Genomic DNA, 20047 nt, shown 5'->3' on the forward strand with positions numbered 1-20047 from the left:
AAACGCATCGGGAATGACGCGCAGCGACACACCGTAGGGTGCATTACGCGCCAGCAAATGCACCTTCTTGAATGCACCTTCTTAAACGCGCTCATGTTCGCGACACGCGCATCTTAAACAAACACCGCGCGCGCCCTATCCCACTGCAACAATCCCCATTTACCATTTTTGCAAGCACGTATAATATTTATCCCGAATTTGATGATATTGCCTGCTCTGGGACGCGGTGCAATCTAAACGCCACATCATTCGTGGATGCATATTAAAGGGGATGCATTAATGCGAAATCACACGCATAAACACCGCACACTATTTGGCAAAACAGCAAAACTTGCTTTCACGGCGCTCGCCGCCATCACTCTCGCGCCTGCAGCATCAGCAAAGAACTGTCCGAACGGGTTGGTCCTCGCCAACACATTTGAACATTATTTTGCCAGCGGACCAAATACCTGGGGACAGGCCATTCTATATTGGCAGGACTATGGCTCCGCGGCGGTTAAAACACGCACTAAAGTCGTCCGCGCTTTGCTTGAATGCTATGGAAACTATTGCGGCATGGGCAATGGCGACACGACTGCACACGCCACGCTGAAGAAATATCATCAGGAACTCGCAGCCTTTGAAGGGGGACGGTCCACGGTGAAGCCGGAGTTCCCGAAGGGGCTTGATGCCCCGCCGCCAGTTATGCTGGCATGGGCTGAAAAACGTTTTGGCTGTACTGCCGGACCGACTAGCAATGAACGTCAGGCAGCGCAGCTTGCAGCTTATAAGGCAGAACAGGCCGAGAAAGCCCGCATAGCGGCTCTACCGAAAAAGCCTGCAACGCGCGAAGAATTGGTTCTGCGCACGAATATAATCGACGACTGGGAATTCTATGAAGTCGCGCGCAAAGAAGGCGGGCCGATGTTCTACCGCTGGTGGGATGCCAACAAGAAAATGCGCACCATTCAGGACGCCTATGATATGTGCTATTTCCACAAGCCGACAAGTGTTGAATGCACCGCTCCCAAAGCATGGGCAGATAGCATGTCCGGTAAGAAAACCCATTGGGGTAGTGGTCAGGCAAACCTGCCGAATAATGGTACCTACACGGAAAGCTATACCGATAAATACGGCTTCAAGCCACCGCCGCGTACCGCCCCTCCGCCGCCAAGTTCCAACCGCCGCGACTGTTATGACCAAGGCGATGGCACGGAAAAATGCTTCACGGACTAAGCTTAAGTGAGGTTTCGTAAACCCAATTTCATCTCCCCTAAATAAGGGGGGATGAGCTATCTATTGCCAAGCATTATTTCAACTAAAACTTTGACTTAAACCATATGCCCATATGGCGCATTAATGGGTTTCCCCACACAATTTTATTGCAAAACTCTCGTCCTTTAGGTGTTTCAAACCCAAACACGAAAAACACAATAAAACTCAAAACAGATGTGCTCCAAGATAGCGGCGGCCAAATACCAACCCAGTCTTGACGCAGGTAAAGCTCCACAAAGAAGCAGGCCAATAATCCCACTATCGCAGCTGGCAAAAAAGCAATGCTCAATGAAGCGATCATATCGCGCACCATTCGCACGGCTTGCTGGGTAAATGTTTCATCCGTATCCATGCTTGTTTTTACACCGTGTTTCGTAATCACGGTCCACTCACTTTTGTGTGTGTACGGACGATAAAATCATGGATAAGTCAAAACTTATCCCCGCCCCGACAAAATGAGTGCATATTCACATCACCTTCTCATGGTGTGGGCGATGCGCAAATTCGTATCATGAGCGGGCTGATGCTTTGAGCATTGAGCGAGCATGTGCAGATTGTCAGCTTGAAGATCAAAACATCAGGTAAAGCGCACGCTTCTGGCGGCACGCATACCACATTCCATTCTCTAACTGCCGACAGACCGTGCGCTTTACAGCCCACTTCCTATCGACACCCAAATAAGAACCTTCGAAAACTCCCCATTTCACATGGCGGAGATATTGGCGCATTCCTCTAAATTTTAGGCTGAGTTTTTCACCTGTAAAATATCAAAAGCATGGGCTTTGCCCCACTCCATCAAAGCAAGAATAACAGGCCGCAATGTCTCCCCCTTTGGCGTCAGGCTATATTCCACGCGCGGGGGAACTTCAGCAAACACTTCACGATGCACCAAGCCGCACTCTTCAAGATCGCGCAATTGTTTGGTGAGTATGCGTTGAGAAATTCCCTCAAGCCGCCGCTGGAGTTCGTTGAAACGCAATGTGCCTTCCAGCAAGTGAAATAATATCGCGCCTTTGCCCTTACCGCCTATCAATTCAAGCGACGCTTCCACAGGGCATCCACGCTGAGAATAATCAGAATGGCGTGGCTGTTGTTCTGTCTCACGCGCGCTCATAATAGTTCCCTTTATGTAACCATGGCACCAAAATGTGCGTTCTTGTGCTGAATTCTCAGTCCCCTAAATACCTATCTGTAACCTAGATTCGATATCTATAGCAGAAGAAGTTTCAACATGGAAAACGACATTACATATTACGCGCACAAACGTCACACAACGAAAGCGTATGATCCCAACAAAAAAATCCCAGCTGAAACAGTTGAAAAACTCAAAGACCTATTGCGCATTTCCCCTTCAAGCGTGAATGCACAACCATGGCATTTTATAATGGCCTCAACACAAGCAGGCAAAGAGCGCGTGACAGCGGGAACGGATGAGAAATACCCGTTCAACTCTCCTTCTATCCGCAACGCATCACATGTTGTCGTGTTTGCGTCACTTCTACACGCAGATGATGCTTATCTTGAAAAACTGCTTGAGCAAGAAGACAAAGATGGTCGCTACCCTTCGCCCGTCAACAAAGAGCAAATGGATGGTGGTCGCCGTCTCTTCTTAGGTCTCAACCAAACATCGCCTGAAGCTGAAGCAAACTGGTTTGCAAGACAAACATATCTCAACATAGGCCAATTCCTTCTCGGCGCAGCCGCACTTGGTCTAGATGCCACACCAATGGAAGGTGTTGATGTTGATGCCCTCGATAAAGAATTTGGTTTAACGGAAAAAGGCTATGGCGCACTCGCTGTTGTCACGGTTGGCTATAGTGATCCAACGCATGACTATAACGCCTCACTCCCTAAATCGCGTCTCCCAATCTCTGATATTTTAACAGAGATTTAGCGCGATTTTTGGTGAGACGGAGTTGACGTCCCCCCCCAGAAAACTCCGTCTCGCCACATTTATATCGGGTTGCCCCAACTATATTTATTCGACGATAAACGTCACTTTCATCACAACGCGGTATTCAACGATTTCACCATCGCTAACCACCACTTTTTGGTCTTTGACCCATGCGCTCTCAACGTTTTTCAACGTCTTACAGGCGCGTTTCACACCCTTAGCCACGGCTTTGTCAAAGCTTGTTTTTGAACTTGAAATAATCTCGGTTACGCGTGCGACAGCCATACTATCCTCCTGATATATATCTTAAAAAATCAAGTGTCAGGCTAGCAAAGATAAAGGTCAAGAAGCATATACAGCTCCCCACTCGCCCCATAGGGGAAAGCGCCTCTCCGTCAGCCTACAGAGCAAGCCTATCGCAGCATAAGAACAAAGCAAGCCGCACATACTTCCATATATGCAGCATGCTTTGCGTTAGCTTTATCTAGTCATCGCGTCTCATTTGCATATCAAATTGTCCCCAGCGATCAAACTTGTCAGGACGTCTTCTTGATGAGGGATTAGGCATTGAATCAAATAGCTGACTGCGAGATGCATTACTGCCTGCACGCACACGTTTTGGACGTGAAGAAGGGCCAACTTTTTTCATTCCGGACATCGGAGTCTTCCTAGAAATGGGTCATCAATCCTTAATTGTGACCACAAGCCAATACAATCTGATCGGCAAATTCGAGGGAGCTTGTCCTACACTAAATTTTCCGACCATAATTGAAATTTGATACCGAAAATAAAAAAGCGCAATATAGCAAAAAAAATATTTTTCACGCGCAACTTTACGCGATTTAGACGCGTTATCTTTAGCTGTGCAATTGCTTCATAAACAACGCAAAAGCGGTCAATCCTTCGGGCCATGGCCCTTGCCCCGTTTTCACATTTATATGCCCAGCTTCGCCCGCATCTACCACGCTCGCGCCCCAAGCTGCTGCCAGTTCCAATGCCTTCTCATAAGTCATTGTTTCGTCATTGCGACTTGCCACCAGCTGAACAGGAAATGGAAATTTCATACGCGGTATAGGCGCAAAATCATGTGTGTCAAAATCAGGAATGAGCCCTTCTCTTTCCCAATCGGATGGCGCGACCAAAAATGCACCCGCAACTTTTCCCGGTGCCAAAAATGGCAAAGCATGCGCAATCGTAATCACGCCCAATGAATGCCCGACAAGCACAACAGGCTTCTCAGCCTTCTCCACAGCGAGCACCAAATCCCCCACCCAGTCTTCGCGTTTGGGGGTGCGGTAATCTTTATGCTCAACAAGCTGGGCTGTTTTCATTTGGCGGGACCATCGCGCCAGCCAGTGCGAATTATCTCCCCAACCATAGCCAGGGGATAAGAGAATACTTGCGTCAGAAATTTTCATAGCGGGTTATTTACACGATTACGCGGCAAGAGAAACCTAATTTCCAATTATCTCATACACACCTGGGTGAACTTTGATCGGATCTGGAAAGCCTTTCCCCAATACCTTCATCCCATCCTCATTTTCTCCATCGCTATTGCCATACCCAGCATTCACCACAGCATCATATGCCTCTTGCGATTCCCAAACGACAATATTGACGAAATTTATCGCATCTCTGCTCGTGCTTGCCCGATAAAAGGTGGATGAAACAAACCCCGCCTGCTTTTTGAAGTAATCTACATAAACTTCACGTACATCAATTGCGCTTTGCTCATATCCATGTGGCACCTCTATGCAATTTATCGCATGAATGTGTGGCATCTATTCCCCCTCCCCAATTCCAAATACAAAAAAGCGCCGGAGATTAATCTCTCAGCGCTTCTTAGACTCTACACAAATACTCTACAGAAAACTCTAGGCCCACATACTTTTACGGGCCAATTTAATTAGTTGTCTTTTTTCAGCAACGACGCAGGGTCGAAGCGGTACGAAAAATACACACCAGCGCCAAGAGCTGCCAGAATGTAGATCAAAATTTGTGTGCTTTGTTCCATAAGTTAATAATCGCTCAGTTCATATTAATGTGGGATTAACGCTACTGATACGCACGAGCTATGTAATTGGATGCATTTTACGCACTAAAAAAATGCGATTTTTATCGCTTAATTCAAAAAAACCAGAAAAAACTGGTCACTGCATCAAAAAACAAAATATACTATGGGTTGAATCTTAGCCATTATCACTACGCTGTAAATAAGCGCTCTCAAAAACGTGATAAACCTAACCGAAAATTCACCCAGCTCATTCCCAAAATACGCGGGAATACGTACCAATAATGCCCCTGCTTTCAAACAGGCTCCACATTGGGATGGCGCTATTAGACCTCGTAAATTACTTTGTCAATCATCTTTGGGCGGACGTTTATCCGATAAAAGGCGCACATTGTCTCCGCCTTTGCCAGCATTATCATTATCGTCATCATCGTCGCGATTACGATTCTCCCGCTTAGCAAAGAAAGATGCGCAAAACGCCGCTAATATTGCGAATACAATGGCAAATAATATCAAGCGTCCCATAAATCGTCCGTCCTTTGAAATTTAAATCTAGTATAGCGCTCAGCGCCTCTACTCTATGGCTATTTCCACTCTAGCGCACCGCCGCGCATAATCGCATCAGCGCGCTGCGTTAATTGGCGCTCTGCTCCATCGTAAAGTGTTAGCCCATCATAGAGGACAGTATCCCCTTTTCGTAGACCTTTACGCGCGCGCACTAAAACACGCTTTGCTGGAGCCCCTGCATAAGCGCGCACAGGCAGCACACTAATCTCACCAAAACGCGGCTGAAGAAAACTCAAAATATCTGCCAATGCCGCTGCACGATGAATCATCGTAATCCGGCCACGTGGCTTCACGCAATGAAGCATAAATTTCAGCCAAGCCTCAAGCGGCACATCAGCAAGATATGCCCCTTCCTTTCCCGCACCGACAGCTTGAATTGCCTTGGGGTCAAAAAATGGAGGGTTTGCATACACCTGATCAAAGCCATTGAGTAGCGAATCGAGCCTATCGCTCACATCTCCAGCACGTACCTGCACCCGATGGCTCACACCATTCTCTGCGACATTTTGCTCCGCGAGCGCAAGCATTCTCGGATCGCGCTCTATGCCTGTAAGTGAAATATCACCCAAACGTTGCGCCGCGCACATCATCGCCGCTCCTGCGCCGCATCCAGCCTCCAGCACACTCTGCCCCGGCTTTGTCTCAAGAGAGGCCGCCAGCAAGACAGCATCCAACCCCGCACGATAGCCCTTGGCATATTGGCGCAAGGAAACCTTCTCACCCAAAAGCCAGTCCTTTGTTATTTCTTCTTTTATTTCGGGATCAGTCATTCTCTTCCAAAACTTTTAGGGCTATACGCGCTTGCTCTACGCGATCTTCTGGCACAAGAATGCGCCTTGGAATAGCACCAATCGAGCCCTCCATAGAGGATGTAAACTGATCGGCTTGAAAAGGATCACATCCCGCATCGGTCAATAAAGCCATTGCATAACTCAATGTCACCGGATTATTTGAGCGTAAAACTTCAATCATGGCGTTTATTTCCTGACTTTATTTACATGTCACGATTTCGCGACTTTGCTTTGATCTTTCTTGACCTATATATGGTCTCACGAATAGCTTGCGTCTAGCGTTGGATAAGGCGATATAAGCGTATTCAAATCAAAGTGATAATACATTAGTCCATCAAGGAGGTCATCTTTGACCTTAACTGCACACATCACCGAAGGGTCAAACGTGGAAAAGTCTCCAATGGACACGCTCATTGAGCTTGTATCAAAAGACATGGCAGCCGTTGAAGTGCTTCTTAAAGAGCGCTCAACAAGTGCTGTCGCGACCATTCCTGATATGTCAGGCTACCTTATTAGCGCTGGCGGCAAGCGCTTGCGCCCTCTCATCACGCTTGCAGCAGCTTATGCAGCCGGAGGTGAAGGCAGCAACCCGCTACACTGTTTGGCAACTGCCGTTGAATTTATTCACACTGCCACGCTTCTACACGATGATGTCGTCGATGAGAGTGATCTGCGTCGCGGTAAAAAAGCTGCAAAAATGGTCTGGGGTAACTCAGCCTCCATTCTTGTAGGTGATTTTCTGTTTGCACGCGCTTTCACCCTAATGGTGGAAACACGTTCTATTCGTATTCTGGATATTCTATCCAATGCCTCATGCGTCATTGCTGAGGGTGAAGTTAAACAACTTGCCGCCATAGGGCGCGCCGACCTTCCAATTTCTGAATATATGGAAATTGTCGAAGCTAAGACAGCAGCCTTGTTTGAAGCAGCCGCCCGTGCTGGTGCACTCACTGTCGTTACCGAGGGCGCTGAATCTGATGGACTTGCCGAATATGGTCGCCGCTTAGGCCGCGCTTTCCAGCTTGTCGATGATGCGCTTGATTATGATGGAACAACATCTGTTATCGGAAAATCCGTTGGGGATGATTTCCGCGAAGGTAAGCTCACCCTGCCCGTTTTACTTGCCCGCCAAAATGGTGACGCAACAGAACGTGCTTTCTGGGACCGCGCAATGGATGTCTCCAAGCAGACAGAAGCAGACCTCGACATCGCGATTGATTACATCCGTAAAGCCGACAGTGTGAACGCCACGCTCAATGCTGCACGCGATGAAATTGCCAGCGCAAAAGCAGCACTTTCAGTTCTGCCGCCTTCGCCTTATGTGGATGCTTTATCTGATATTGCAGACTTTGTGGTTGATCGCGCTTTTTAGTAAGCCGACCTATTTTCAAATTTCAGTTCTTAAATAATCCGCGCAAAATGCGGGCTAAGTTTACGCGTCTTGGCCTTCAACCTGACGCGCACTCATCGCTTCATTGCTCGTGGGATCATTTTGCTGTTGTGCACTCTCAAGCAGACCCACAGCAATTGCGGCGCGGCGGATGCGCACGTGCATAGCACACCCCATCAACGTCACCCCCATAAAGATAACAAGGGGGGCCTCATAGCCAATCGCAGCCCCTGCAAAGCCCAGTGCCGCACAGTTGGCAGCTATCATCCAATGTCCAATTGCAACCTGCCAATGCTTTAAAGATAAGGGTGGTTTTAGTCCCAATTGATACACATGCATTGTGTGGGCTTCCCAAAAGTTTTCCCCGCGTTTCACACGATAATTTAGGGTCAACAATACATCCACAAGGAAGGGCGATAACAAGATTGGCGGAATGAATACAAACTCAGGCCGAGCTTTCACAAGCAGCATAGAAAAACCGCCGAGCGCCATTCCCACGCTCAACGCACCCGCATCCCCCGCAAACAGTTTACCGCCCAGATTCCACACGAGAAATCCGATCAATGCGCCCGCTAATGCCGCTGCTGCGATTGCCAATTCCCATTCCCCAGCAAAGCCAGCAACGCCGCAAAAACCCATACATGCAAACATCGCCATACCCATGGAAACGCCGTTTGCACCATCCATAAAATTGACCGCATTTGTAACGACTACAAACCAAATCACAGCGAGAATAATCCCGCCTATAGCACCAAACTCGCGCACTTTGCCAAAGCCCGGCGCAATCGCATCGGCATATACACCCATACACGCCACACCAATCCCAATAGCGATTTGCGCGAGAAGTTTTACCTTCGCATTGATATTGCCAATATCATCCACCAAACCCAAAATCAGCATGGCAACCACACCAACCCCAAGCCACATAATAGGTGTATCAGGTATAAAATTTACTGTAGAAACAAGGAGTCCCAACGCCGCAGCAAGGATAAACCCAACGCCCCCAGAACTCGGAACAGCCTGTTTTTGGCTTACCTTTTTCCGGTCACTATCGGGCGTATCCATAAGCCCAATTGCCATAACACCACGGCATAAAATAACCGCAGCAATCAAAGCCGTACCACCGACCAAAAACACATTCAAAGCCGGATGCATACAAGCCACCATATTCAAATAAAACACGTTTCGTCTTAGATTGGCGTTATTTGCCGTCAAAGACAAATATACACAAGGCTAATCACACTAAATCATTGTGATCCGGATAAAAGCGTTGCGCGAACCCACCATTTTTTCTTGCGTTTAGATAGCACATAAGCCGCTGCTTTAGCTGCCTCGAAGCTTGAAAAAACAGCAAAACACGTCGGTCCACTGCCCGACATGCGCGCCAATAATGCACCTTCGGTTTTCTCAAGCGTCGTCAACACCTCATTCACAGCCGGACACAGCAATTTTGTAGGTGCTTCCAGATCATTGCTATATTCTTCAAGCGCCTTCGCCAAAGCTTCGGGACCACCCGTAGAATCTGGGCCTTCGCGCTCTTTAAAATCAGCGCCCATCCCCAATTCATCGAACTTTCTAAACACGTCCGCCGTAGATAATTTGACCGCCGGATTGACTAAAACAATTGGCAATCCACATGCACTAAATGGCGTCAGTTTTTCTCCAATCCCTCGCATAATTTGCGGATCAGAGCGCAAACATGCCGGCACATCCGCGCCCAATTCAGCCCCTAAATTTAAAAGCGCTTCGTCTCCAAAACCAATATTCCAATACCGGTTTAAAGCTTGCAAAGTTGCTGCCGCATCAGCTGACCCACCGCCTATTCCTGCGGCAACAGGGAGTTCTTTATAAAGGTTTAGAGCCGCCCCTAAATCACTTCGACCAGCAGCATCTTTTAGAAGTTTAGCCGCTTGTAAAACAAGGTTTTGTTTCTCACCCTTTAATGCTTTAGCGTTTGGTCCATCCACATTCAAAGTCACGGTTTTCAATGGACGAACCGACACGCGATCCGCCGCCGAGGCATCGGCAAACATCACAAGACTATCCAATGGATGACGTCCATCTTCTAGCGGCCGCCCGACATGCAGATATAAATTCACCTTGGCAGGTGCCCAAACAGTTGTAAGGCTTGTTGCGGAATCGACCATGAATTTACTCACCCGTCACATTCAAAGATTACACGATAGTTTTTTGAAAACACTAAGGCTTAAAGAGCACAGGTTTTGGCGCATCTAAACCTACTTTAAGTTTCTTTTTTGCGCTTTGCGTCAATTCAATATCATCGGAATATTCAACCACACGCGACCATTGAAATTTTGCTTGCTCTACGCGGCCAGTGCGCCAATAAGCATCGCCTAAATGGTCATTAATGACAGGATCAGAAGGATCAAGCTCGGCCGCTTCTTCAAGCAATTGCACGGCTTTATCATAACTGTTTAGGCGATAATACGCCCATCCCAAACTATCGCGGATATAGCCTTCATTGGGCTTTAATTCCATCGCCCGTTGGATCATACCAAAGGCTTCGTCTATATTTTTGCCGCGATCAATCCATGAATACCCAAGATAGTTCAAAATCTCAGGCCGTTCTGGTGCGTAATTCAGTGCCGCAAGTAAATCAGATTCTGCTTCATGCCATTGATTAAGCTTGTCACGCATCGTTGCGCGCGCAAACAAAACACGCCAATCAATGAAGCCATCTGTAAGGTCTTCTTTCACAACTGTATCAAACAGATTTTCAGCTTCCTGATACATGTTCAATGTGCGATACAAATCTCCAATTTGCATTTTCAATGAGCGTCCCGGCTTAGACGCGAGCGCTGTATGCGCCAATGCTATCGCGCCCTCAACATCCTCTAAATCATAAGACACCCAAGCCTCGCGCGCGCGGGCCGCACCATAATAGACTGAATTTTCATTGATTTTTTGCAATTGCGTGATGGCATCTTTTGGGCGCTGCGCAGAACGCATGGAATCTGCCAACAATAAACGCGCAGCATCCTGCTCACTATCTAGCATCAATACGATTGAATAATATAAATTGGCGTAATCGCCGCCCTGCTTAGCTGCGATTGCCACCGCATATCCCAAAATGGACGCCGCAGCTCCTGCATTGGGCGATAATCTAGGCGCGACTATAGCTTTACCAGCGCGTAATTCACGATCCACTTGATCAATGAGCGGGTTATCGCCTATCTGCTCGAAAAATTGGGAAACTAAATCAGCCGCAGCCTCTTTTTGTCCTTTTTCAGCATTCAGACGAATATAAGCATCCACACCCACAGGATAGCGCCCACCTAATTGCCATGCTTGCTCAAAGCTCTCCATGGCATCTTCATCTTGACCATTCGCCAATTGCAGCAATCCATCAGAATAAAGCTGCACACCGCGAAACAGTCTTGTTTCACGATCGGAATGCACCACAGGACGAATAATCTCATTCTTCTTCAGCCCAATCTGTGACCACTCCCGCAAGGAACGGGCAATGATGTTTTGCATCACACCCACGTTCTCATCGTCGTCAAATGAAGCTGTTTTCTTATATTGCTGACGAGAGAATTGATCCACAGCCACCAGCGTCGCTGCCATTCCGTCTTTTTTTACCTTGGACGGGGCTTCTATTGCCAGTTTGAGAGCAAGGTCTACATCACCCGCTACCAGTGCATAGATAATCGCTCTCTCAAGCAGAGAGCTATCCTCGGGCGTCCTTGAAAGCGCTTGTGAGTAATATTCCGCAGCCGAACGCCCGTCACGCACCCATCCCGCATACCGTGCGGAAAGATAATCGCCATATTCATCGGCGCTCTCGGGTTTGGTCGCGTTGTAATAATAATTCTCTCTATCTTCCACACTCACACAGGAGGCAGCGCCCAAACACGCACTGCCCAGCGCAAGCATTCCCAGCCAGCTATTAACTGCAGGTCTTCGTGCGACACTGCGGCGTGAAGGGAATGTCTTTAGAGGATTGTTCAAAATGTTGACTAACTATCCAGAAACTAAATTGACTGCGCTTCCGGCGGTGCCTCAGTCTTAGGAACAAACGGAGGCACACGCGCTTCAGGTGCTGCTTCTGTTAGCCCATTTTCTATTCGGGATGCAATCGCTTCTCTTTCATGCGCCGGAGGATGTTGCTCTAGCGCAGTCTCCCATGATTTCACAGCGTCTTCTTTTCTATCCAAACGCCAATACACATCCCCAAGGTGATAGTGTAGTTCCCAATGGTCAAATGGCTCGAATAATTCTAGCGCTTTTTCAATCAATTCTTGAGCACGCTCATAATCACCATATTGGTAATAAGCCCAGCCAAGACTATCTAGCAAGTTTGGCTCAAACGGCGTCATACGGTTTGCCTTTTTCAGCAAACGATAGCCTTCATCAAGCTCTTTATCGCTCGAATAGCTCGCGATAAGTGCATAGCCAAAATTATTCATCATGCTCGGGCTATCAGGCGCAGCCACGAACAGGTCACGATAAATATCCAGCCCCTCTTCGCGAGTTTGCTCTGATTTCGTCAATGTCGAGGCAAGGAAACCACGTGTTTGATCTGTTTCATCTGCAAGCACAGCCGCACGCGCAGCCAAAGTTGCGCCTTCAAGATTCCCCCCCTGCTGGCGTGCTTCGGCAAGCAAAATATTCGCATAAGCGCGTGTTTTTGTATCAAGGTCATCTTTTTTCAAGATACCCGAAACAAGCTTTTCTGCTTCTTCCACATTGCTGATGCGCACCATCAAATCGGCAACATTCAGCACAGAAATCGGTTCATCCGTCAGCGCCAAAGCCTTCTTATTAAGGCTATCCATTGCTGCAAAATTACCTGCTTCCAACTTCGCTTCTGATGCACGTAGCAAAAGGCTCGCACGATCTTCATCGGTCAACGCATCCCCATTCAAAGCAAGGCGTGCAGATGGCTCAAAAAAGCCGTGACTATACAAGTGCTCAGATTCAGTTAGGCGGATCAATGCGCTATTTGGGTTCAGCAATAAGGCACTCTGGCGCAGCGCGCTCAAAAAGTGGTTGAAAGGAGCCTTCGCCCCTTTTGCCAGCATCACACCTGCTAGCTCTTGTCTTTGTTCGATCAAATCGGCTTGGTCATTAATCGCGATACCCAATGCCGAATGCACAGTCAGGAACGGCTTTTTCAGCTTTTTACCGTGAGATAATTCTTCCATACGTGCATCTGTGTATGCATCATCTTCATTCGCATGAAGCAACGCATTATAGATCACCATTGCGCCCGGTTTACGGTCTAATTTCACAAGCAGTTCGGCATGACGCAGCGCCAATTGGCGTTCAGCGCTATACATTAAGAAACGCGCATAATTTTCCGCGCTTGGCTCTTCATCATCATCAGGACGATCGAAATAGTCCGGCCCTTGTTGGTATATGCCAATCGCTTCTTCATACAATCCAGCCCCTTCAAGCAATAAAGCTTGGTAACCACGATATGCATGGTCTGGCATTGTGTTTTTCAGCGGTTCAATCGCTTCCTTTGCCAGCTCGACATCACCCTTGGCCGCCAAAATCCACGGACGCAAAAAATCAGGCGTCATGACCGCGGAAAAAGAAGATTCGCGCACAGGCATTTCATTCAAAACAGTCAAAGCTTCAGGATATTCACCCGCCAACATCATATCGACTGCAGTAAAACCCCAAGCACCAGATTTTTCTGAATTTGCATACGCTTCACGTGCTTCCAGCATGAATGCAGACATATCAGCATTTTCGAGCATTTCATTGGCGTTTGCATATTCCACAACGCCCTCAGCTTTCGTAGATGCAGCTGCCTTAGACACACCACTCTGGGAAAGTTGCAAAACGGGGGCGTCAAATTTTTCCGTAGAACTAGATACCGCACACCCAGAAAGCACACAGCCAAGGAACACACTCGCACAGACCTGAGTGAGCTTTGATTGTTTAAAGGAAAAACGGCGCATACAGGACTCCAGATTGGGATTCGTCGATCATGACGGTATTTCAACACATTATGACGAAACAGAGCCGCACTTGAAGGCACGTTGGTCATATTTTCAAGCTTATTGCTGAAAAAATATGACCTTGAAGGCGCTGAAAAAGGCTTAACGCAAGCAAAAAGTGCTTAAAACCCATTTCAGACCTTCAAAATCAAATAAATATCCAAACGAATGGAGATCTACATATTCGGATAGTTTGGCCCGCCAGCACCTTCTGGTGTTGTCCAAGTTATGTTTTGGTTGGGGTCTTTAATATCACATGTTTTACAGTGCACACAGTTTTGGGAATTGATCTGGAACACATCTGCGCCATTGGCGTCTTTCACCCACTCATACACACCCGCCGGACAATAACGAGCTGAAGGCCCTGCATAAACAGCTAGCTCGGAATTTTCCTGAAGCGCCAAATCCTCCACTTTCAAGTGGATCGGTTGATCTTCTTCATGATTGGTGAAGGAATAAGATACGCTTGTCAGCTTATCAAATGACAACACACCATCAGGCTTAGGGTAATTGATTGGCTTGTATTTCTTCGCAGGCTCCAAACTCGCAGCGTCTGTTTTCTTGTGTCTCATTGATCCGCCAAATGGCGTAAACGGAGACCATCCACCGAACAAAGTCGTACTCCACAAGTCCAAACCAAACGCTGGAATTCCCATTGTCGTACCAAGCTTTGTCCAAAGCGGTTTGGCGTTGCGCACTTTTTTAAGTTCTTTGGCAACCCAGCTTTTGTCATAAGCGGTTTGGTATTCAACCAATTCATCAGATTGGCGTCCATTTGCAATCGCGTTAAATGCTGCTTCAGCTGCAAGCATCCCCGTTTTCATTGCATTATGGCTACCCTTAATACGCGGCAGATTTACGAAACCAGCTGAACACCCAATCAAAGCCCCGCCTGGAAAAGTCAGTTTAGGAACAGATTGATACCCACCTTCAGTAATCGCACGCGCACCATAGGAGACACGCTTTCCGCCTTTAAGGTGCTGCGCGATATCCTCGTGATGCTTCAAACGTTGAAATTCATCATAAGGTGAAAGATATGGATTCTTGTAATTTAGGTGAACCACAAGTCCAACAGCAACATAGTTGTCGCCAAAGTGATATAGGAAGGAGCCACCACCTGTTTTATCATCTAACGGCCAGCCAAATGTGTGCTGAGCAAGTCCCGGCTTGAACACCTCATCCGGCACCTGCCAAAGTTCTTTAATACCAATGCCGTATTTTTGCGGGTCTTTGCCCTCATCCAATTTGAAATCAGCAATAACTTTTTTCGCAAGCGATCCACGAACACCTTCGGCAATCAATACATATTTACCGTTCAGCTCCATGCCCACTTCAGCGCCTGGTTTTGGCTCACCATCACGGCCAATACCCGCAACCCCAGCAACCACACCTTTGATCGAGCCATCTTCATTGTAGGTAAATTCAGATGCAGCAAATCCCGGATAGATTTCCACACCCATCGCCTCAGCTTGTTCAGCCAACCAGCGAGATACATTTCCAAGCGAAGCAATGTAATTGCCGTGGTTTTTAATCATTGGCGGAAATGCAAATTCCGGCAATGTGATCGAGCCTGCTGGCCCGAGGAACATGAATTTATCTTTTGAGATAGGTGTCTCTAAAGGCGCACCCTTCTCTTTCCAGTCAGGAATAAGTTCATTCAGCGCAATTGGATCAATCACAGCACCTGAAAGGATGTGCGCACCAACTTCTGAACCTTTCTCAAGGACAACGACGCTTAACTCTTGTCCAGCATCTTGCGCACACTGCATTAATCGTATGGCAGCGCTCAACCCTGCGGGGCCACCACCAACAATAACAACGTCCACATCCATGGATTCACGCTCTGTTTGATCAAATGCCATTCTATTCTCCCGAATCCCTTACAGTCTGTGTTTTCTTATTTTAATAATCGCTTATAGTCACTTAATCCGTATTGCAGCGCAACAAAAGAGATAGTTTTAATCAAAAATGCAATGGTCTAGCGAAGAATTAGCACTAAAAAGCCTCCAAGACTGGTGGATTGACGCAGGGGTTGCGCCTGATCACCCCGTTTCATTGAAGGCTAATCCTGCTGCACAACCGTCAACTCGCGCGCCTTTACCAACCGAGAAAGCAGCGCCAACTGCACCCAAAGCTCCCCGCCGTTTGCGCACGGATCAAGCTTTAGAAGCGCAAAAACTGGTTGCTGGCGTCACATCGACTGCTGAACTCAAAGACGTTATTAGCGGTTTTAAAGGGTGCGATCTTCGCCAATCAGCGCGCTCAACTGTTGTCTATGATGGCAACCCACAAGCCAAGATCATGATCATTTGCGGCACACCCGATACAGACGAAGAAAAAGCAGGTCTTCCTGCTGCTGGTGCTCCGGGGCTTTTGCTCGACAAAATGTTCGCAAGCATTGGCTTGAACCGCGAGACCTCCCTTTACATTGCCTCCCTCATGCCGTGGCGTGTTCCGGGAGATCGTGTACCAGACGAATTAGAATGGTCTATTTGCAAACCCTTTTTGATGCGTCAGATTGAATTGGTCGCTCCCAAAATTATCATTACAATTGGAAAAGTTGCGTCCCAAACCCTTCTCAGTAAGCGCGATAATATCGCCAAACTTCGCGGCGAAACATTCAGCTACACACATGAAGGACTTGGAACAAACATTCCGCTCATCCCTCTACTTGCCCCCTCATACCTTTTAAATCGCTCCGCCGAAAAAGCGAAAACATGGGCTGATTTACAGATAATCGAAAAATTGGCGCAAGATTTAGGTCTTACACAAAAACCTTAAACGCACCGAAGCAGCGCATTGTGCATCAAAGTCCAATCAAATGGCTTTGCAAGTATATCATCAAACCCAGCTTCCTGACATTTTGCATATGCAGCTTGGGTCGTGTCCGCACTGCATGCAATTAGGCGCGTTGATGATGTGAGTTGCCGGATAGATTTCGCAACTTCAAAGCCAGATTTGCGTGGCATGTGCAGATCAAGAATAATCGCATCGAATGAATGCTGCTTTGCAAGGTCCAAAGCTGAATTTCCACACTCCGCCAATACAGGGTCACATCCCCATGATTCGAGCACTCGCGACAAAATAAAGCGGTTTTGGCTATTATCATCAGCGACCAAAACTTGAAGCCCTACCAACGGACCTGAATCAACATTCTCCAGCCGCCCAATTCGCGCAGGTTCTGTTTCTGGGCGCACATCAACAACCCACTCATCCTCAACAACTTCTTTTGTCGGGATTTTGATTTCAATCGTCGTGCCTTCTCCAATCGCAGACGTCACATTGATCGCGCCATTCATGCGATCAACAAGCTGCTTCACTAGAGACATGCCCAGACCTGTGCCGCCATATTCGCGGTCATCTCCCAAATAAGTTTGGTTGAAGGGCACAAATAAATCTTCAACAACTTCCGGCGACATGCCCGGGCCGGTATCAGATACTGTAATTTTGAAGAAGCAATCTAATTCACCGCCTTCACGGTCCTCAACCTCTAAACGGCAATTTATATGCCCCTCAGACGTGAATTTCATCGCGTTGTGAATGAGATTAAACAATATTTGGCGGATACGTGTCGGGTCCGCGAGTATGTTTTGTGAGAACGTATCAAGCCCACCATAACCTATGCTCAGAACCAGATTTTTATTCTCAGCAACAGGTTTAAAATGGCGTCTCAGCTTGTCACAAAACAAAACAAGATCAAATGATTGCACATTTATCTGTACGCCGTCTGCCTCTATTTTTGCTGCTTCCAATGTATCATTTAACAAATGCAATAAATCAGACGCACTCGACCACACAGTATCTAACAATTCAGTTTCTGCTGGCTGATCACGTTCCGAAGACTTTGAAAGTTTAGCTTGCAACATATCTGTTGCGCCCATAATGCCAGCAATCGGTGTGCGGATCTCATGAGAAATCAACGACAAAAACGCAGATTTTGCATTGAATGCTTTTGTAGCTGCAAAACGCAAAGACGCCTCTTCCTGCATAAGCAACAAAAGGCGCAATTCACTTTCAACCTGATCTGCGAGGCAACGAAAAACATTCCGCTCCTCCATTGTCAGCCTTCTGGGTTTTCGGCTCGCTAACACAAGCTTTCCGCAAACCTCCCCTGACGGTCCGGCAAAGGGCGCAGAAGCATAAAAGCGGATGCCTTCAACTTCATCTTCACAGGCTGGAAGATCAAAATAATCTGGATCAACCCAAGAGTCAGGAATTTCAAACACATCATTTGTTCGATTTTCAGCAGCGACAGGGTTCAATCCGCGTATCAGCTTAGCTTCATTACAAATTTCAGAGCTATACAACCAGTATTTTCGTCCGCCCAAGAGCGACACATAGGCGATAGGCGCATTCAAAACCTTTGAAGCAAGCCAAGCTATGCGCTGAAAAGCACCCGATGTCGGGCTATCTAAGACACCCGAACTAAAAAGCTCAGCAAGACCTTCCGGTCCCACATCCTCTTCAGTGTACGTTTTAGCTGATTGTAATGCCAAAACGAGCGGCCTTTACTGATTGAAAAACGAGTCATCTTCTGATGAATTCAGGCCTAGTATTGTGAACAAATCCTTACAAATCGTTTCGAGCTGCGAAATATTATTAAGAATAACGCACGACAAATTCACAATTTCTCTATGGGTATTCAGCATAACAATGCAAACTTTCACCACTTCAATGCATTCCACATGCCTTAAAGCTAAAAAGACTCGCATCGTCTCAAAATAACGCTATGAGATGTTTTATGACACGTGGCGAACTCTCAATCATTATTCCAACTCTCAACGCGCAAATGCTTTTGCCGCGTTGCCTTGAGGCATTAAGTTCAGGGCTTGGAAGTGGTTTAATAAAAGAAGTTATCATCATAGATGCTGGCTCAACCGACCATACACTCTCCATGGCTGGAAGCGCGGGATGTCGCGTCATAAGCAGCCCGCAAAAAGGTCGCGGCCGTCAAATGCACATTGGTGCAAACAATGCCAAATCTGATTGGTTTCTGTTTTTACACGCTGACACCTTTCTCGATCATGGCTGGCATGATGCGATACGCGCCCAAATGCAGTTTCCAGAATTTGCCGCCGCCTTCACCCTTGCCTTTGACAGCCCAGCGAAAGAAGCACGTTGGCTCGAAAAACGCGCAGGCCAACGTGTGCGAGCACTTGGTCTTCCCTATGGCGACCAAGGCCTTCTCATTCACAGAAAACTCTACACATCACTTGGTGGTTTTTCAGATATTCCGCTTATGGAAGATGTGGAGATGGCAAAAAAAATAGGCAAATCACGTCTGCGTATTTTGACCACCAAAGCCATTACATCCAGCGACAAATACGAACGCTATGGCTGGCGTAAGCGTGCATGGAAAAACGCCTTCCTGCTCTCACGCTATCTTATGGGAGCATCTCCGGAAAAACTCGCAAAGCTCTATTCCTAGTCACGCGCGATGAAACCCAACCTCCTCATCTTCGCCAAACCACCCCGCATTGGATCAGCAAAGACACGGCTCGCGCGCGATATCGGTTCAACGCACGCACAACGTATCAATCGTTTTTGTCATTCCCAAATTATGCGAGCAGCCAGTCAAGGCTATTGGAATACGACAATTTGCGTTGCTCCCGATTTAGCTTTGCAAACACATCATGGTCATTTGTGGCCAACAACATTTAATCGCATGCCACAAGGCAAGGGTAATCTAGGCGAACGCCTCGCGCATGCTTTTGCCACAGCTCCAGTCGGACCTGTAATCGTTGTAGGTACAGACGCCCCTGATATAAAAGCCATTCATATCCACACAGCTATCAAGCATTTAAATGGTCATGACGCTGTATTTGGCCCCGCAGATGATGGCGGCTTTTGGCTGTTTGGCGTATCTCAAGCTTTGCGTCGCCATCCATTGCCCTTTAATCCTGTGCGTTGGTCTAGCCCCCATGCCCTTGCAGATATGCAAGCTAGCCTGCCTCCAAACACAAAAACAAAACTCATGCACACCATGATTGATTTAGATGATGCCAAGGCGCTCAAAGCATGGCTGTCTGATAAACAAGCCAATTCAACACCGCCTCTAATTTTTAAGAAAAACACCTAACGACGCAGATTGTGTTTTTGTTTTGTTCTGTTATTGTTCTTTATTCGTAAAATGCAAGAACAATAATCAGGCGGTCAATTGTGGAAAAC

At 47.3% G+C, this 20047-nt stretch carries 21 protein-coding genes; 6 read left to right on the forward strand and 15 right to left on the reverse strand.

Annotated elements, in window-relative coordinates; all coding sequences use genetic code 11:
- The first annotated feature begins 279 nt into the window (after positions 1-279).
- Positions 280-1215, forward strand: a complete 936-nt coding sequence (locus ACFQS8_RS05250) for a hypothetical protein (protein WP_382166213.1) — start codon at positions 280-282, stop codon at positions 1213-1215.
- Positions 1216-1297: 82 nt separating this feature from the next.
- Here ACFQS8_RS05250 and ACFQS8_RS05255 read toward each other — a convergent pair whose 3' ends face one another.
- Both ACFQS8_RS05255 and ACFQS8_RS05260 read right to left on the reverse strand, forming a co-directional pair.
- Entirely contained in the window at positions 1298-1636 is a 339-nt protein-coding gene (locus ACFQS8_RS05255) for a hypothetical protein (protein ID WP_382166214.1), read from the reverse strand.
- Positions 1637-1993: 357 nt separating this feature from the next.
- Entirely contained in the window at positions 1994-2368 is a 375-nt protein-coding gene (locus ACFQS8_RS05260; RefSeq protein WP_382166215.1) for a winged helix-turn-helix transcriptional regulator, read from the reverse strand.
- Positions 2369-2485: 117 nt separating this feature from the next.
- On the opposite strand from ACFQS8_RS05260, the gene nfsB reads away from it, so the two are divergent.
- Entirely contained in the window at positions 2486-3148 is a 663-nt protein-coding gene (gene nfsB, locus ACFQS8_RS05265) for an oxygen-insensitive NAD(P)H nitroreductase (RefSeq protein ID WP_382166216.1), read from the forward strand.
- An 84-nt stretch (positions 3149-3232) separates the two neighbouring features.
- On the opposite strand, the gene ACFQS8_RS05270 is transcribed toward nfsB, so the two are convergent.
- From ACFQS8_RS05270 to ACFQS8_RS05300, 7 genes are all read right to left on the reverse strand, one after another.
- Positions 3233-3433 carry a dodecin family protein gene (locus tag ACFQS8_RS05270; protein ID WP_382166217.1) on the reverse strand — a complete coding sequence of 67 codons (201 nt, stop codon included), beginning with the start codon at positions 3431-3433 and terminating at the stop codon, positions 3233-3235.
- Positions 3434-3632: 199 nt separating this feature from the next.
- Complete coding sequence (locus ACFQS8_RS05275; RefSeq protein ID WP_382166218.1) at positions 3633-3806, reverse strand: hypothetical protein; 174 nt, start codon at positions 3804-3806, stop codon at positions 3633-3635.
- Positions 3807-4005: 199 nt separating this feature from the next.
- Positions 4006-4566 carry an RBBP9/YdeN family alpha/beta hydrolase gene (locus ACFQS8_RS05280; RefSeq protein ID WP_382166219.1) on the reverse strand — a complete coding sequence of 187 codons (561 nt, stop codon included), beginning with the start codon at positions 4564-4566 and terminating at the stop codon, positions 4006-4008.
- A gap of 36 nt (positions 4567-4602) precedes the next feature.
- Positions 4603-4929: an antibiotic biosynthesis monooxygenase family protein gene (locus ACFQS8_RS05285; RefSeq protein ID WP_382166220.1), complete on the reverse strand. Its 327-nt coding sequence runs from the start codon at positions 4927-4929 to the stop codon at positions 4603-4605.
- Between the two features lie 578 nt (positions 4930-5507).
- Positions 5508-5684, reverse strand: a complete 177-nt coding sequence (locus ACFQS8_RS05290) for a hypothetical protein (RefSeq protein WP_382166221.1) — start codon at positions 5682-5684, stop codon at positions 5508-5510.
- A 59-nt stretch (positions 5685-5743) separates the two neighbouring features.
- Positions 5744-6496 (reverse strand): tRNA1(Val) (adenine(37)-N6)-methyltransferase, encoded by a 753-nt coding sequence (locus ACFQS8_RS05295; protein WP_382166222.1) that lies wholly within the window; start codon positions 6494-6496, stop codon positions 5744-5746.
- Positions 6489-6698: a putative signal transducing protein gene (locus tag ACFQS8_RS05300; RefSeq protein WP_382166223.1), complete on the reverse strand. Its 210-nt coding sequence runs from the start codon at positions 6696-6698 to the stop codon at positions 6489-6491. Before ACFQS8_RS05300 ends, ACFQS8_RS05295 begins: the two co-directional genes overlap by 8 nt.
- A gap of 168 nt (positions 6699-6866) precedes the next feature.
- On the opposite strand from ACFQS8_RS05300, the gene ACFQS8_RS05305 reads away from it, so the two are divergent.
- Positions 6867-7889, forward strand: a complete 1023-nt coding sequence (locus tag ACFQS8_RS05305) for a polyprenyl synthetase family protein (RefSeq protein WP_417461541.1) — start codon at positions 6867-6869, stop codon at positions 7887-7889.
- A gap of 60 nt (positions 7890-7949) precedes the next feature.
- On the opposite strand, the gene ACFQS8_RS05310 is transcribed toward ACFQS8_RS05305, so the two are convergent.
- The 5 genes from ACFQS8_RS05310 to ACFQS8_RS05330 all read right to left on the reverse strand — a co-directional run bounded on the left by ACFQS8_RS05310 (position 7950) and on the right by ACFQS8_RS05330 (position 15741).
- A complete protein-coding gene (locus ACFQS8_RS05310) occupies positions 7950-9062 on the reverse strand; it encodes a glycosyltransferase family 4 protein (protein WP_382166224.1) in 1113 nt (370 codons plus the stop codon).
- 92 nt (positions 9063-9154) lie between these two features.
- The gene (locus ACFQS8_RS05315) at positions 9155-10054 is read right to left on the reverse strand and encodes a 4-(cytidine 5'-diphospho)-2-C-methyl-D-erythritol kinase (RefSeq protein WP_382166225.1); all 900 of its coding nucleotides are present in this window, start codon (positions 10052-10054) and stop codon (positions 9155-9157) included.
- 52 nt (positions 10055-10106) lie between these two features.
- Entirely contained in the window at positions 10107-11879 is a 1773-nt protein-coding gene (locus ACFQS8_RS05320) for a tetratricopeptide repeat protein (RefSeq protein ID WP_382166226.1), read from the reverse strand.
- A gap of 23 nt (positions 11880-11902) precedes the next feature.
- Positions 11903-13840 (reverse strand): tetratricopeptide repeat protein, encoded by a 1938-nt coding sequence (locus tag ACFQS8_RS05325; RefSeq protein ID WP_382166227.1) that lies wholly within the window; start codon positions 13838-13840, stop codon positions 11903-11905.
- A 215-nt stretch (positions 13841-14055) separates the two neighbouring features.
- Positions 14056-15741, reverse strand: a complete 1686-nt coding sequence (locus ACFQS8_RS05330; RefSeq protein ID WP_382166228.1) for an electron transfer flavoprotein-ubiquinone oxidoreductase — start codon at positions 15739-15741, stop codon at positions 14056-14058.
- Positions 15742-15847: 106 nt separating this feature from the next.
- Here ACFQS8_RS05330 and ACFQS8_RS05335 point away from each other — a divergent pair, with 106 nt between their 5' ends.
- Positions 15848-16660, forward strand: a complete 813-nt coding sequence (locus tag ACFQS8_RS05335) for a uracil-DNA glycosylase (protein WP_382166229.1) — start codon at positions 15848-15850, stop codon at positions 16658-16660.
- Here ACFQS8_RS05335 and ACFQS8_RS05340 read toward each other — a convergent pair.
- Positions 16657-18375, reverse strand: a complete 1719-nt coding sequence (locus tag ACFQS8_RS05340; RefSeq protein WP_382166230.1) for a hybrid sensor histidine kinase/response regulator — start codon at positions 18373-18375, stop codon at positions 16657-16659. The genes ACFQS8_RS05335 and ACFQS8_RS05340 overlap by 4 nt on opposite strands.
- A gap of 245 nt (positions 18376-18620) precedes the next feature.
- On the opposite strand from ACFQS8_RS05340, the gene ACFQS8_RS05345 reads away from it, so the two are divergent.
- Positions 18621-19307, forward strand: coding sequence for a TIGR04283 family arsenosugar biosynthesis glycosyltransferase (locus ACFQS8_RS05345; protein ID WP_382166231.1), 687 nt, complete (start codon positions 18621-18623; stop codon positions 19305-19307).
- Between the two features lie 9 nt (positions 19308-19316).
- Positions 19317-19958 carry a TIGR04282 family arsenosugar biosynthesis glycosyltransferase gene (locus tag ACFQS8_RS05350; RefSeq protein WP_382166232.1) on the forward strand — a complete coding sequence of 214 codons (642 nt, stop codon included), beginning with the start codon at positions 19317-19319 and terminating at the stop codon, positions 19956-19958.
- Positions 19959-20047 lie beyond the last annotated feature (89 nt).

The sequence above is a fragment of the Hirschia litorea genome (assembly GCF_042665075.1).
In the GTDB taxonomy this organism is placed as follows: Bacteria; Pseudomonadota; Alphaproteobacteria; order Caulobacterales; family Hyphomonadaceae; genus Hirschia; species Hirschia litorea.

Excerpts from the sequence above, each read along its gene's own strand:
- ACFQS8_RS05345 (WP_382166231.1), top strand. The coding sequence starts at position 18,621 with ATGACACGTGGCGAACTCTCAATCATTATTCCAACTCTCAACGCGCAA.
- nfsB (WP_382166216.1), top strand. The coding sequence starts at position 2,486 with ATGGAAAACGACATTACATATTACGCGCACAAACGTCACACAACGAAA.
- ACFQS8_RS05275 (WP_382166218.1), bottom strand. The coding sequence starts at position 3,806 with ATGTCCGGAATGAAAAAAGTTGGCCCTTCTTCACGTCCAAAACGTGTG.
- ACFQS8_RS05260 (WP_382166215.1), bottom strand. The coding sequence starts at position 2,368 with ATGAGCGCGCGTGAGACAGAACAACAGCCACGCCATTCTGATTATTCT.
- ACFQS8_RS05300 (WP_382166223.1), bottom strand. The coding sequence starts at position 6,698 with ATGATTGAAGTTTTACGCTCAAATAATCCGGTGACATTGAGTTATGCA.
- ACFQS8_RS05330 (WP_382166228.1), bottom strand. The coding sequence starts at position 15,741 with ATGGCATTTGATCAAACAGAGCGTGAATCCATGGATGTGGACGTTGTT.
- ACFQS8_RS05350 (WP_382166232.1), top strand. The coding sequence starts at position 19,317 with ATGAAACCCAACCTCCTCATCTTCGCCAAACCACCCCGCATTGGATCA.
- ACFQS8_RS05310 (WP_382166224.1), bottom strand. The coding sequence starts at position 9,062 with ATGCATCCGGCTTTGAATGTGTTTTTGGTCGGTGGTACGGCTTTGATT.
- ACFQS8_RS05295 (WP_382166222.1), bottom strand. The coding sequence starts at position 6,496 with ATGACTGATCCCGAAATAAAAGAAGAAATAACAAAGGACTGGCTTTTG.
- ACFQS8_RS05335 (WP_382166229.1), top strand. The coding sequence starts at position 15,848 with ATGCAATGGTCTAGCGAAGAATTAGCACTAAAAAGCCTCCAAGACTGG.
- ACFQS8_RS05280 (WP_382166219.1), bottom strand. The coding sequence starts at position 4,566 with ATGAAAATTTCTGACGCAAGTATTCTCTTATCCCCTGGCTATGGTTGG.
- ACFQS8_RS05250 (WP_382166213.1), top strand. The coding sequence starts at position 280 with ATGCGAAATCACACGCATAAACACCGCACACTATTTGGCAAAACAGCA.
- ACFQS8_RS05285 (WP_382166220.1), bottom strand. The coding sequence starts at position 4,929 with ATGCCACACATTCATGCGATAAATTGCATAGAGGTGCCACATGGATAT.
- ACFQS8_RS05325 (WP_382166227.1), bottom strand. The coding sequence starts at position 13,840 with ATGCGCCGTTTTTCCTTTAAACAATCAAAGCTCACTCAGGTCTGTGCG.
- ACFQS8_RS05290 (WP_382166221.1), bottom strand. The coding sequence starts at position 5,684 with ATGGGACGCTTGATATTATTTGCCATTGTATTCGCAATATTAGCGGCG.
- ACFQS8_RS05315 (WP_382166225.1), bottom strand. The coding sequence starts at position 10,054 with ATGGTCGATTCCGCAACAAGCCTTACAACTGTTTGGGCACCTGCCAAG.
- ACFQS8_RS05270 (WP_382166217.1), bottom strand. The coding sequence starts at position 3,433 with ATGGCTGTCGCACGCGTAACCGAGATTATTTCAAGTTCAAAAACAAGC.